At 60.9% G+C, this 13,354-nt stretch carries 12 protein-coding genes and 1 pseudogene; 7 read left to right on the forward strand and 6 right to left on the reverse strand.

Features of this window, described 5'->3' with window-relative positions; genetic code table 11:
- Positions 1-500, reverse strand: a pseudogene (locus JWR14_RS18310) (integrase); the annotation flags it as partial.
- A 12-nt stretch (positions 501-512) separates the two neighbouring features.
- On the opposite strand from JWR14_RS18310, the gene JWR14_RS18315 reads away from it, so the two are divergent.
- From JWR14_RS18315 to JWR14_RS18325, 3 genes are all read left to right on the forward strand, one after another.
- Positions 513-1,610, forward strand: a complete 1,098-nt coding sequence (locus JWR14_RS18315; RefSeq protein ID WP_299709523.1) for a site-specific integrase — start codon at positions 513-515, stop codon at positions 1,608-1,610.
- Positions 1,611-2,111: 501 nt separating this feature from the next.
- The gene (locus tag JWR14_RS18320; protein WP_299709525.1) at positions 2,112-2,459 is read left to right on the forward strand and encodes a hypothetical protein; all 348 of its coding nucleotides are present in this window, start codon (positions 2,112-2,114) and stop codon (positions 2,457-2,459) included.
- 120 nt (positions 2,460-2,579) lie between these two features.
- Entirely contained in the window at positions 2,580-3,197 is a 618-nt protein-coding gene (locus JWR14_RS18325) for a hypothetical protein (protein WP_299709527.1), read from the forward strand.
- A gap of 391 nt (positions 3,198-3,588) precedes the next feature.
- Here JWR14_RS18325 and JWR14_RS18330 read toward each other — a convergent pair whose 3' ends face one another.
- From JWR14_RS18330 to JWR14_RS18350, 5 genes are all read right to left on the reverse strand, one after another.
- On the reverse strand, positions 3,589-4,674 hold the full coding sequence (locus JWR14_RS18330) for a porin (RefSeq protein ID WP_299709529.1): 1,086 nt from the start codon (positions 4,672-4,674) through the stop codon (positions 3,589-3,591).
- 208 nt (positions 4,675-4,882) lie between these two features.
- Complete coding sequence (locus tag JWR14_RS18335; protein ID WP_299709531.1) at positions 4,883-5,926, reverse strand: porin; 1,044 nt, start codon at positions 5,924-5,926, stop codon at positions 4,883-4,885.
- A gap of 233 nt (positions 5,927-6,159) precedes the next feature.
- Positions 6,160-7,557 carry a solute carrier family 23 protein gene (locus JWR14_RS18340; protein WP_299709533.1) on the reverse strand — a complete coding sequence of 466 codons (1,398 nt, stop codon included), beginning with the start codon at positions 7,555-7,557 and terminating at the stop codon, positions 6,160-6,162.
- A gap of 162 nt (positions 7,558-7,719) precedes the next feature.
- The gene (locus JWR14_RS18345; protein ID WP_299709535.1) at positions 7,720-9,018 is read right to left on the reverse strand and encodes an MFS transporter; all 1,299 of its coding nucleotides are present in this window, start codon (positions 9,016-9,018) and stop codon (positions 7,720-7,722) included.
- Between the two features lie 404 nt (positions 9,019-9,422).
- Positions 9,423-10,106: a GntR family transcriptional regulator gene (locus JWR14_RS18350; protein ID WP_299709537.1), complete on the reverse strand. Its 684-nt coding sequence runs from the start codon at positions 10,104-10,106 to the stop codon at positions 9,423-9,425.
- A 138-nt stretch (positions 10,107-10,244) separates the two neighbouring features.
- Here JWR14_RS18350 and JWR14_RS18355 point away from each other — a divergent pair, with 138 nt between their 5' ends.
- The 4 genes from JWR14_RS18355 to JWR14_RS18370 all read left to right on the forward strand — a co-directional run bounded on the left by JWR14_RS18355 (position 10,245) and on the right by JWR14_RS18370 (position 13,344).
- The gene (locus JWR14_RS18355; protein WP_299709539.1) at positions 10,245-10,649 is read left to right on the forward strand and encodes a carboxymuconolactone decarboxylase family protein; all 405 of its coding nucleotides are present in this window, start codon (positions 10,245-10,247) and stop codon (positions 10,647-10,649) included.
- A gap of 168 nt (positions 10,650-10,817) precedes the next feature.
- On the forward strand, positions 10,818-11,612 hold the full coding sequence (locus JWR14_RS18360) for an alpha/beta hydrolase (RefSeq protein WP_299709541.1): 795 nt from the start codon (positions 10,818-10,820) through the stop codon (positions 11,610-11,612).
- A 112-nt stretch (positions 11,613-11,724) separates the two neighbouring features.
- Positions 11,725-12,423: an SRPBCC family protein gene (locus JWR14_RS18365; RefSeq protein WP_299709543.1), complete on the forward strand. Its 699-nt coding sequence runs from the start codon at positions 11,725-11,727 to the stop codon at positions 12,421-12,423.
- A gap of 27 nt (positions 12,424-12,450) precedes the next feature.
- Complete coding sequence (locus JWR14_RS18370; RefSeq protein ID WP_299709545.1) at positions 12,451-13,344, forward strand: FAD binding domain-containing protein; 894 nt, start codon at positions 12,451-12,453, stop codon at positions 13,342-13,344.
- The last annotated feature ends 10 nt before the right edge of the window (positions 13,345-13,354 follow it).

Consider the following 13,354-nt stretch of genomic DNA (forward strand, 5'->3'; position numbering starts at 1 on the left):
GTCAGCCACCATCGGTCTTGGCCTTCGCGATCGCGCCGTCTAAAAAAGCCGCCCATCGGATTACTCACGACTTCTGAAATGCGCAGACCCATCAAATACAAAAGCGAAATCAGCCAGCGTACGCGCGCGTAGTGTTCCTGTTCGCGCGCGGTGCCACGGGGCATTGCATCAATGGAGGTTTTTGTGGCCTGCCAAAGATCGTCCTCGAGGAAGCGCGTCACACGAGGCTTCGCCTTGGACGCGCGTTGACGCGACAGGGACAGCGGATTGCCGGCCTGGTAGCCCGCGTTGACCAGCCAGGCAAAGAGCGTATTCAGAATCACAATTGCCTGACGCTCGCTCGCGGGGGAGAGCGGTCCCGCGAACGGCCGCCAGTGCGGATCCGCGCGAGCCACTTTGCGACCGGTCATGACCCAACGCTGGGCGGGTTGCGGGTTGGCCAGAAAGCGCCGGTTCAGAAAGACACGGCACTGTCGAGCCTGACCGTTGTGGATTGTCATGAATACGTCAACGTGTTTTTGAACGATCCGCAGCCGCGCGGGATGTGGGTGATGGAGCGCCCATTCAAGCGTGATGATCCGCGCTGGCGGCCTTTCCGGGGGCCGCTGGGGTATAGGAGTCGAGAAGTCGCCTTGATAACCCTGAAGAATCTTTTTAGGTCCTTGACGAATGCGGGGTATCTTGAGTTCAACCCGCTTGCGGTGGTGCGACTGGCGACGCTGGAGGCGGAGGTGGAGAAAGCTCAAGGCGCCGGCGCGTTCCAGATGCGTACCCATCGTGTGCAGATCGAGCGCAGCCTAAGCCAAGATGAATGGCAATTCGTACAACGGTGCCTAGACATACTGCCTGACAACAGACCTGCAACCCATCGCATGCGATTTATCGTGCGGTTTGCATACGGCACCGGTCTTCGGCGGGCGGAACTCGCAGGCGCATGCACGGGCGACGTCACCCAGAAGTTCGCGGGCGCAGAACTGGGCAAGATCACCATGTTGAACGTGCTAGGCAAGGGCGACGCGATGCGGCAGATTCCGCTTTCGCCTTACCTGCTCAATATGCTCGGAGATTATCTCGAGCGCAGGGGACTGAAGCGCGATCCAGCGAGGTGCCCGCCTGACACGCCGCTGATTCCGGCGCTAGAGGACAACCGCGACAAGGCGCTGCGCAAGGCAGTTGAAAAGGCGATCGTCGGCACAGGGGAGACGCCAGGCGAGGGAGCTCTCACACAAGCCGGAAAGGAAAAGCCGATCACGCCGGACAAGCTTTACGAGGCAATCAAGCGCTTCTTTGCGAATGCGGCCAGCGCGGCAGCGTTCGAGAGGCCCGAACTGCGCGCGACCTTTGCCACAGTGTCCACGCACTGGTTGCGTCACACGTTCGGCTTGCACAGCATAGCCAACGGAATGGCATTAGCCACGGCGCGCAATTTCCTCGGCCACAAGGACGTGGCGACCACCAGTGTCTATTCGACCGACGAAATCGCGCAGCAATACCGAGAGCTGGATGTCTTTCTGATGGAAAGTACACTCCAGGACCCGGCTCGCGCGCTTGAGGTCGAGATTGCCCAAAGGCAGGCCAAAGCGGTCGAATGGGAGCCATCCAAACCTTGACACTCGTAATCTGATCGGCGTGGACGCCCAGACTTGACTTCGAGCGCCGGCCCTCGCTGCTGAGCCGGCAGCGCCCACCCAAGGTCCGCCAGTCACCTGCACGAAGGTCTCGTCTGGGCGACCTGATCGAGTTCGATGACAACGCTGATCAGTGGTTCGGGCAACGAACCCCGTCTCGTAAATCGCTTAGGAATTGCGTAGCACATTTGCCTTGCCGATTTCACCATGTAAATCCCCTGGAAACAGCGTACAAGCCATGCTTCCGATGTTCCTAAACACATTACCTTGATTTTCAAAAACGAATTACCTAAATGCACTCTCACTCAGTCCGACAGAATACCGAGAACGTCTCGGTAGCGAAGCATAAGCAAGTCCAAGAATTCCGCCGCACCCCCAAGTACGACATTACTACTTGGGGCCTACATCAAAATCGTTGATAATTTATGTTATGTCAAATTACATAGTGAGCTTGAGAACGAATACGAGGCCGGCTTTGTCGGCATGACCGTTGATCAGGTTGATCTGGCCGCACTGGAGGCCGTTCAGTCCCGACTTCACCATGACCCTCCACGAGCGTTGACCGCGGAGCACCGCGAATTTCTCGCCTCACTCGTGAGACTCGAGCCAGACTGGTCACTGATGCCGTACGACCACCTACGCGACCTACCGGCAATCCGCTGGAAGATCGAGAATCTCGGCAAGCTTAGGACACGCGATGCGGCCCGCTTTGCCCATCAGGGTGCGTTACTGGCGGAAGGCTTTGCGCCGCCCGACTGTGCGTCGTCGATTCCGGGGACGCGGCATAATCCGGAAATCGGCATAACCGCTGTCATGCCGCTGGCGATATGACGGCCGTTGGTATCGATCGGCACCTGGGGATCGAATGGTGTGAAATTGAAAGTTTGAACGGGTAACCTCGCGCGTGACGCAGTTTAACCCGCTCATACAGAACGCAAACAAGGGAAACCAATGTCCTACCGTACGACAATCGGCAGCACCATCGTCGCAATTGCATTCGCAAGCACCGCAGCGCTGGCCCAGGCTCCGGCGGCCAAGGTCACCCGTATCCGGGGTGACATTGTCTCGCTGAAAGGCGACACGCTGGTCGTCCATCGCAACAGCGGCGACACGGTCTCGGTCACGCTCCCCTCGAATCTCACGATCGGTGCAGTTAAGACGATCAAGCTCTCTGACATCAAACCCGGCTCCTTCATTGGCACCGCGGCCACGACCGGCGTGGACGGGAAGATGACAGCCACCGAAGTACACGTGTTCGACGAATCCGCACGCGGCACCGGTGAAGGACACCGTGCGTTCGACCTTGGGCCGAACAGCACGATGACGAACGCGAATGTCGATTCCGTCGTGAAGTCGACGAGCGGCAACGTGCTGCAGCTTTCGTACAAAGGCGGCAGCAATACGGTGACCGTGCCAGCCAATGTACCCGTGGTGGCATTTATCCCAGCAGATCGCTCCGACCTTACCGCGGGAAAGAAGGTTATCGTAACGGCAGCAGCGGCAGCGGGCGGCGCGTTTGACGCGCAACGAATTCTCGTCGAGAAAAACGGCGTTGTGCCGCCGATGTAATCTACGGGCTCGGCCCGACCGCCGCCTCTTACCTTCCTGCTCCATGCGCCGCGGTGTTCGGAACCCGGCGGTGGTCGTCGGTCTATCGCGCGTGTTCAAGCACAACTGATACCTACGGCGTCGTTCGGCCAGTTTGCCGTCATTCGACGACGCTGTTCTAATCGTTGGCAATCGCAATCGCGTGGTCGGCAATAAATAGTCGTCCTCTTCAGTGACGCGAACAGCAAACGCAACCGCTTCTTCCTACGCCTCCCGCTTGCTGCGCCCAACGGTGAGCGGGGGCGTTCGGCGCCCCACCGGGAAGATCGGTGCAGCCTTCGAGCACATGTTACTTGCGCTCGCGGATACTCGACGCGTGCCCTCCTCACTTCCAGCTTGTGGTTAGCGAGCCTTAGAAGAAGTGGTTCATACCGAACGAGACGCCTGTCTGTTTGTCATGCCCGGACGGGTTCAGCGTTGCATTGGTCACGTAGCCACCCGTGAAATGCGTGTAGTCGATATCGGCGTAAAGTTCGGTGCTTTTCGACAGCGCATAGCTGATGCCCAGAATGGCGACGTCCTTTCTACCGTCCACGCCGCTCGTCGCGTTCTTATTGTCGTAATACGCGCCCGTTACGTTGAAGTCCGGTAATGCCTGATAGCGAAAACCGCCCCACAGGTATTGATTGCGCGTCTTGCCGTGCACCGTGGACGGAACGGATTGTGTTGCGAGCGAATAGCCGCTCATCAGTTCAACCGGACCGATCGTCACGGCACCGCCCGCCGTGTATTGATCGTTGGCAAAAAACGCGCTCGATGTGGCAGAAAACGGGTTCGAGCGATGCGTATAGCCTGCACCGAACTTGAACATCTTGGTGTGGTAGTTCACGCCGCCTGCGAGCATGGTGCCGCTAGCGAGACTGCCTGCCACGCCGCCCGGTGCATAGACCGCGCGAGCCGTCCACGGACCGAAGTCGCCGTGGTAGTGGATAGCGTTGTCGTCGCGGCCGCTGGTGCCGCCCGAAATCGCCGCCGCTTCGGTAATGCCCAGATAGTGCAGGTCGAACGGCTCGAAGTCCTTGATCAGCCGATGCTGCAGCGTGAACTGATGGCCTATGTTGACCTGGCCGAACGGGCCACCCAACCCGACCGTCGACGTCCGCTGAAACTCCTGGTTGGTCGTGCTGCTGTTGGCGCCGGTCGAGAGAATGTAGCCCGCTTCGAGATTGAAGCGGACATAGTACCCACCGCCCAGGTCCTCGATGCCGAGAAACCCCCAGCGATTCGACTTGTAGACGCCGTTCGATGCCATCGTCAGCGCCGCGCCGCCTGCCTTTGTGCCGCCCACCACATTGCGCAGGCCACCGTCCAGCGAGCCATACAACGTAACGCTGCTTTGCGCGTGAGCGGCGCCGCCTGAAAGCCCCAATAGGGTCATTACGGCCAGCGAGCCCCTCAGACCGATCCTGCGCGCGCCGCTTGCTCCAATCTCAAACATATCGCCTCCATTCACATCATTAAAATTCGTTGGGCGGGGTGTGTGCGGTGCGCTGCACTTCCCGTGTCGTTAACCGTGGATTGCAAGAAGCTCGACTTCGAACTGCGTGCGACGACTGGCCATCCCGTTGTCTGAATTCGCGCGCCCGCCTCTCTCCCCCGTGGATCTGAATCAGCAGGTCTCGCGCGTCGTCGGCGCTGGCAGTCGATCAGAACTGCGTGCGCAGCCCGCCGCCGATCGTGGTGCCACTCGACATCCTGCTCGCGCGATCGGACAGCACCGCCGCATAGATATCGGTGCGCGTCGAAAGCGGATAGTCATACGAGAGCGACCATGTGTTGCGATAAACCGAGCTATGGCCGGTACTCTTCGAATACGCGTCCGACCCAAGGATCCTGCCGATGCCCACTGGAATCGCGAAGCCGACCTGGCCGGTATCGATGCCGACGTCGCCATTCGAGATCGAATCCCAGACGTGCTGGTATTGGCCATACAGCTTCACGTAGTTCAGGTCGTACGACACGCCGAGGTTCGCCACCGACTGCGTCGTCAGTCCCGGTAGCACGGTGCCGAGGTCGCCGGCGTTCAGGCTGTACTTGATCTGCTGATACACAACCGACGTCGCGAAACCACCGTTGTTGTACGAGACCTGGCCGCTCCACTTGTTCTGGCCGAGATGGCCTGGGTCGTTGCCGAACGAGTACATTGCGCGCCCGACGAGGCCGTTAAACGACGGCGACGCGTAGTACACGGAGTTCCACCACTCGCCCGCATTGCCGAATACGCCCTGCCCATTCACGCCGACGTAGCTGTGCAGCACGATCGGCGAAAACACGAATGAATTCCAGAATGGGTTGAACGTAATTGTCGAAAACCACAGCAGCGGCGGAATCAGACCGGCAGTCGCCGTACCGTATTGGCCGCTCGCACCAACGTACGCGTTACGCGAGAACAGGCCGTCATGCGGGAAACCGGTGCGGCCCATCGAGCCGTTCTGGACGTTGAAATAGCCTTCGAGGTCGAAGATGACCTTCGTGCCGCCGCCGATGTCCTCCGACCCGCGCAGACCAAAGTACGGTGCCGTCATGCCGCCATTGCCGGCGATCACGCTCGACTGACCGTTCATCGGCTTCTTGTAGCCGACGAATGCATCGAGAAGCCCGTAGAGCTGCACGCTCGATTGCGCATGGGCTGCCTCAGCGAACAGCACTGCGCCGAGAATGAGCGCTTTGATCCCCATCTTTATTTTCATCTATGTCTCCTGCCTCTCCAAACCCTGGATTCACGGCTGCGAAGCGGCGCGCCTTCGCACACGTTGGCCTGTGTCGACTGCGCTCCGAAGGCTAGCTCTATTTATTGTTACGTACTACAAAATATAAAATCTGTGCTTCTCTTTTTTCGCGATGTCGGCGCACGATCTTCAGAAATAACAGCGCGTCGAAGGGTCCGGATGGGCCGCCCGCCCGGACATGTTTACGGCGCTGCCTACACTTGGTCCTGCGCGCGCGAACGCGTGGCAGACGACGTGCTCGACGGCTGCTGCTTCGAGCAAAGCAGCGAGTGCAATATGACGAGCGTGAGCCCGCCCGAGATCACCGGTTGCTGAAGCACAAGCTGGAGCATCAGCGGCATCGCATGGATGACATCGGGTGAGATGAAGAGACCGCCCAGACCAACGACAAACGCAAGGCCCGACGCAATCAGCCGGCGATCGTCCCACTCAACCTGCGCGAGAATGTGCACGCCATGCATGAAGACGATGCCGAACAGCAGCGTCGCGGCGGCCGAAATTACTGGAATCGGCACGACGACGAGCAGCATGTCGAACTTCACGCAGCCCCCGAGTACGATCAGGAGGATGCCTGCAGCGAGCGTCACGAAGCGCGAACCGACGCGCGTCGCGCGCAGAATGCCGATGTTGTCCGGATACGCGATCGTGCTGAAGCCGCCCCACACTGCCGCGACAACCGAGCCGAGCGCGACGCCGAAGAGCCCTTCGGACATGCGTCCCGGACTCAGCGTCTCATTGCCCCATTCGGCGACAGTCTGGTAGAGGGCCATCGAGCCCATGCCCGCCGGAATCAGCACGAGCAGGAACACCGCAACAAGATCGGGGCGCACGCCGAAGCCGAACGGAAAGATGCGCGGCTCGACAATGAGCGGCGCGGCAGCTACCGCCGCGAACGAAACCGGCTGGAACAGTGTGTAGACCAGCGTGCCGAGCGCGAGGCCAAGCAGGATCGCGACGCGACGCAACCGGCGGCCGCCCCAGAGCATCGCGAAAACGATACCGGCCACTGCTACCGCGCCGGAAAGCAGGTTCACGACCGGAAATCCAGGCTGTTTAGGGTTGCCGATCCAGGTCGGCAACGCGACGCTGGCGATCTGCACCACGATCAACATCACAATCATCCCGGAGATGAGAGGCACGCGCAGATGCCGCGCGAACATGCCCGCCACGCTGCGTCCGCGGATCGGCACCGTGAGCAGGCACCAGATCAGCGAAGCGACGAAGAACGACCCGAATGCCGTACCGAGGCCGCCCGACTGCAAATGACCGACTGTCAGGAGCGCACCGAAGCTGCCTGCGTAGGGACCCTGCGCGACCGGCAGACGCAACAGGAGCACCGATTGCAGGATCGTGATAATCCCGCACGTCATGAAGGTCATCCCGTACAGGTACGCGATCTGCGGATCGGTTAACTGAAATGCGCGGCCGAGAAGTCCCGGGAACACAAACATACCCGTCATTCCGAAAACGTTCTGCAGCGCGAGCACGCCCAGTTGCGGGAGTGGCAACCGCTCGTTGATTCCGACGTCGAAGACGCGCGCGGACGGATATTCTGCGCTGGCCTCTCGGATTGAAGCGTCGGGCTTCGGCATGTCTGTACTCAAGGTGTGTTCCAGTAGACCAAAAAAACAAATCCTGCCTGGCGACGCGAACTGGGGCCTGTCGCTCTCTTTCCCTTCAAGCGCCTTCGCACGGAGGAAACACCGGCATCCCCGAGACGGACTACTCGGCCGCCCGGTTGTCTTCAGTAATCCTCAGTTGTCGAGCGGAACGCCCTTTGTCTCCGGACCGAACCAGATCGACACCATGCCAACGATAAAGAGCAGCGATACTGCCGCCGATGCCGCCGGAAACGAACCAAACTTCGCGACCACCGCATTTCCGGCGATCGGACCAATACTTGTCAGCGCACGGGCCATGTTCCAGCAGAAGCCCTGCCCTGTCGCACGCACGCGGGTCGGAAAGAGCTCGGGCAAATAGGCGGCAAACGTGCCGAACGCGCCAATGACGAAGTAACCGTACACCGGCATCAGCCACAGTACCCGACCGATGTCATGCACCGTCATGAACAGCACTAGCGAGACCACGAGCGACCCTGCCGAAAAGATGAAGTACGACATCCGGCGGCCGAGTGCGTCGAGCATCCAGATCAGCGTAAGGTAGCCGAGCGTCGCGCCGATCATCATGAGAATGAACGCGTAGCTGACCGTCTTGCTGATGTCGCCATGATCGGCGGCAGCAACCGACAGCTGATGAATCCAGCTCGGCAGGAACGTGAGACCACCCCAGCAGCCAAGCATGGCAGCCGACGAGACGATTACGCCGATGATCGTCTTGCGGCGCAGCCCCGGTGCGAAGATGGCGGTGAAAGTTTGCCACGCCGATTCGGCTATGACGCTCTCGCGCACTTGCACCCAGCGTTGGGGTTCAGGCACGAAGCGGCGCACAAGAATCGTGACAAGCGCGGGCGCGGCGCCCACGCCGAGTACGATGCGCCAACCGAAGCGGCCGAGCAGCAGGTTGTCGAGCGCCGCCACGAGAAAGCCAAACGCGAACGCCATTTGCATGATCTGCATGGCGCGGGCGCGTTGCCGGCCGGGCCACGATTCGGCAACGAGCGCGGCCCCTGCCGCCCATTCACCGCCGATGCCAAAACCGGCCATCGCCTGCGCGATAGCAAGCTGGGACCAGGTTTTCGAGAATGCGCTCAGCAGCGTGAAGGCCGCGTAGATGAGGATGGTCCAGCCCATGATGCGCGAGCGGCCGAACCGGTCGGCGGCTACGCCGAACAGGACGCCACCGATGCCCCACGTAAGCAACTTGCCCGAGATGATGTAGCTGCCAATCTTGCTGATTTCGGTCGCGTCGGTACTGTGCAACAGTTGCCCGACGCTTGGCACGAGCACGAGCGTGAAGAGATTCAGGTCCATCGAGTCGAACATCCAGCCGAGGAACGCCGAAATCAGCGCCAGCCACTGATAGCGCGACAACTTGAACCCTTGTGGCTCGGCCGACTCCACTGACGCCGTGTTGGCGCCTTGCGTTGTACCCATTGCTTCCGTCTCCTGATCTTCCGCCACCAAGGCGAGCGATTCGCTTGATACGGGTCGTATCGCCCGATCTAATCATTTGGCGCAGTATATCGTAATGCAATTAGATTGCAATACAGATGATTGTATTACTGTCTGGTGCTCTCGATCCGGCCAGCGCGACGTTCAGCGGCGTCGTAAGGCGCTGAACGGAAGAAACGGAAGATTTACGTGGCCGCCAATCAGGCTAGACCTGGGCCAAAAAACACGCTGGGAATCGGTGACGTCGAATCTGGAGGTAAAGAGCGCTTGGGGGTGAGTGCCGTTCAGCGGACCGGTCCGCGAGGCGACAATTCCACCCTCTGCCCAACGTATCGGGGACCAAAGAAGTCGGCAGAGGCGGCGTTTCGTGGACTTGTTTCGTTGACTTAGTCGGCGACGGCGGCAAGCACCTGGACCGCAAGCCTTTCAGCTTGCTCAACATGGCGCTTGCACGCGGCCGCAGCCGCGTCGGCATCGTGCCGCATGACGGCGTCGACGATCGTCGCGATTTCGTCATAGCTTTGCGGAAGGCGCCCTTCCTGCGAGAGCGTCGTCGCGCGCAGCATCATCACTCGCGTATGCACGAGACGTAGCATCTCCATAAGTACTGGATTGCCGGCGCCCTCGAGCATCACGTCATAGAAACGCGCCTTCTGTTTCAGGAAGAGCATGATGCCCTCCTGGCCTTGCATGTCCCGTATCAACGCGAGCGCGTTAAACGCCTCCTTCAGCGCAACACGCTGTCCGTCCGTCGCGCGCTCAGTGAACTGGCGGCCCGCCAGCGCCTCGAGTACCGCGCGCACTTCATAGAGACCTCTCGCCTCATCTGCCGTCATCACGGAGACGATCGGACCTTTATGCGGAATGATCTGCACAAGCCCCTCGGCTACCAGTTGACTCAGCGCCTCACGAATGAGCGTGCGGCTCACGCCAAGCATTTCGCACAGCTCGCGCTCGATCAACCGGTCGCCCGGCTTGAAGGTCAAGTCGCTAATACATGCGCGCAATCCGTCGATCACCTGCTGGCGCAGCGTTGCCACCGATCGCACTACCAATCTGTTGGTGTTCATTCCATCCCTTTTGCCATTTGAATTAATCGGAGCCAAGCCAACTTCGTAATACAATCATATTGACATTCTGAGATGAAGCTCCGATACTGCCTCTCATTATACAATCCTACAACAGTTGGACAAACCCGAAGGATACTTATGGAAGACATCACGCTATCCGAACGTCGCGCCATCGGCGCAAAGATCCGCAAGGAAGTGCTGGGCTCGAGTCACACGCAGAGCAACGTCACCCCCCATCTATTCGACACCGTATTCCTTGAATACACGGAAGACGTTTGCTGGGGCAACGTGTGGAATCGCGCGGGCCTCACGCGCTCAACGCGCAGCATGCTGAACCTCGCGATGCTGGCGTCGCTCGGCCGCTGGCACGAGTTCGAAGTGCACACCCGCGGCGCGATAAACAATGGTGTGACGGAGGAGGAAATTGCCGAGGTGGTGCTGCAGGCCGGCGTGTATGCAGGCATTCCCGTCGCGGCCGAAGGGCTGCGTCGCGCGAAGGCGGTTGTGCTCGATCTGAAGGCAAAAGCTGCCGCTCCCGCCTGATGGCGGCTTGCGGTTCGTGAAAGGCGTGCCGCGATTCGTCATGTCATCCCAGGCGCGCATGCCTTGGTAGTCCAGTGGGTTGCAGGCGTTTCGCGCGGTGGTTGCCGACCCGGTGGCCGATCGCGCATAGCATCTGTAACCCACCTGCGCGCATTACTCGTATAGGTCATGTCTCAATCAACTTTCTGCGAAGTCCCGGCCGGCCGCATCGCCTACTCCCGTCGCGGGACGGGCCGGCCGCTGGTCCTGCTTCACCCGATCGGCGTCGACCGAAGCTGGTGGGACGAATACGTCGAGCACTGGGCCGCATCGTTTGACGTCGTCACGATCGATATCCGCGGCCACGGGCACTCCAGCCTCGTCACCGCCCCCATCACGCTGGCCGATCATGCGACTGACGTTGCCGCCGTGCTGCGCCAGGAACGCCTTACCGGCGCCACCCTGATAGGCGTGTCGATGGGCGGCATGATTGCGCAACGTGTTGCGATCCAGTTCCCCGAGCTTGTTGGCGCGCTGATTCTCTGCGGAACGGCGGGCGGATTTCCCAACGAAGTGCGCCCACGCATTCTCGAGCGCGGCGACATGAGCCGGCAAGGTTCGATGTCCGAAATAATCGACGACACGATCACGCGCTGGTTCGCCGCAGACACGCCGCGCCCCGACCTTCTCCAGAAGTGTCGCACGCGGCTCGCCGCGGACGACTGGTACAGCTGGAGCGCGAACTGGCAAGCGATCTCGCTGCTCGACAATCTCGGCGAACTGTCAGGCGTGCCGGCACCGACGCTCGTCGTCGCGGGCGATGCCGATGCGAGTATTCCGCCAGCGGTATCGCAGAAGATCGCCGACGCGCTGCCCAATAGTCGTTTCGTCGTGGTTCCGGGCGCGGCGCACTTTGGAGCGTTCGACATGCGCGAAGTCTTCGCAACGGTATTCGACGATTTTCTGTCGACCGTCGCTCGATGAAATGAAACGCGAGCCCGCTCGCGCATGGGACAGTTTCACGCGCCGCGCGGCTTAGTAGTGACTAAATAAGTGGAGCGGCGCTTGCACGGGCCGATCGCTCCTAGGAGGCAGTATGGCAATCACAATCCGTTCGTCTTTCACCGTCGAAGCACCGCCCTCGGACGTCTGGAAGACCATGATCGACATCGAACGGTCCGCACCGTGTTTTCCGGGCGCGGAACTCAAGGAACAGCAGCCTGACGGCAGTTACAAGGGCGGCTTCACCGTCAAGCTCGGACCGCTCACGCTGAAGTTCGCAGGCAAATTCAAGATTGCTGAGCAGAACGACGCCAACCACACGGTCGTGGTGTCCGCAAGCGGCACCGACACGAAAGGCCGTGGCGGCGCCGATGCGCAGATCAACGCGGTCGTCACCGACTCGGGCGGCGGCAAGACCAAGGTCGACGTCGTCTCCGACGTAAACCTGTCGGGCACGGTCGCGCAGTACGGTCGTGGCGCCGGGATGATCGAGGCGCTCTCGCAGCAACTGCTGAACCAGTTCGCCAAGAATCTGTCCGCACTCATCGAGGCGGACGCGGCGCACTACGCCCAGGCCGCTCCGGCCGCCACGCCAAACACTGCTGGTGAACCGGGCGCGTCGAATACGGCCGGTGAACCGGATGCGTCCAGGCCCGCCACCGAAGCGCGTCGCCCGCCACCCGCAGCGGCACCCGTCGCGCCTCTTGACGCCGGCGCACTCGTGCGCAAGGCGATGTGGCAGTCGATCCGGAATTTCTTCGCGCGGCTCTTCGGACGCAAGCAGCCCCACTGAGGAAGCCACCGCACTATCGGAGCACGCATGAAACCCAGTGAATTTCAGTATCACGCGCCGACCACCGTCGATGAAGCCGCGCAGTTGCTCGGCACGCTCGAGGATGCGAGAGTGCTCGCCGGCGGCCAGTCGCTGATGCCAATGATGAACTTCCGGTATCTGATGACGAGTCATCTGATCGACCTGAACGGCGTCGAGGCACTGACCCGCATCGAGGAGCGCAATGGCCGGCTTCACATTGGCGCAATGGCGCGGCAGCGCGACATCGAACTGTCGCCGCTCGTCATGAAGCACGCGCCGCTGATCCGCGAGGCGTACCAGTTGGTCAGCCACAAGCAGATCCGCAATCGCGGCACGCTCGGCGGCAGCCTGTGCCAGCTGGATCCGTCGTCTGAACAGCCATGCTTCACCGCCGCACTCGACGGTGTCCTGACGATCGCTCGCTACGAAGACGGCGCAGTCACGTCCCGCGAGCTGCCAATGTCCGACTGGGCGCTGATGTACATGACGCCCGCGCTTGAAGAAGGCGACCTGCTCGCCGGCATCTCGCTCGAGATCTGGCCCGAAGGCCATGGCTACGCATTCGAAGAGTTCGCGCGGCGCCATGGCGATTACGCCATCGTCGGCGCCGCGGCGCTCTGCACCGCCGATCCGCAAGGGCGCCTCGACCGCGTTTCGCTGACGATCTGCGGCGTCGCTCCCGGCCCCGTGCGGATGCACGAGGTTGAGACCGCCCTGCGCGGCCACCCGATGGATGAAAGCGCGCTGCGCATTGCGAGCGACGCCGCGCGTGCGCTCGACGTGATGACCGACGCGCACGTGAGTACCGACTACCGCCAGCATCTCGCCGGCGTCCTGACCGAAAGAGCGCTGAAGACAGCGTTCTCGCGCTTTGCAGGACATACAGCAAGACAATCATAGAGTGACAAAA

The organism is Caballeronia sp., from assembly GCF_028292365.1.
Taxonomy (GTDB): Bacteria; Pseudomonadota; Gammaproteobacteria; order Burkholderiales; family Burkholderiaceae; genus Caballeronia.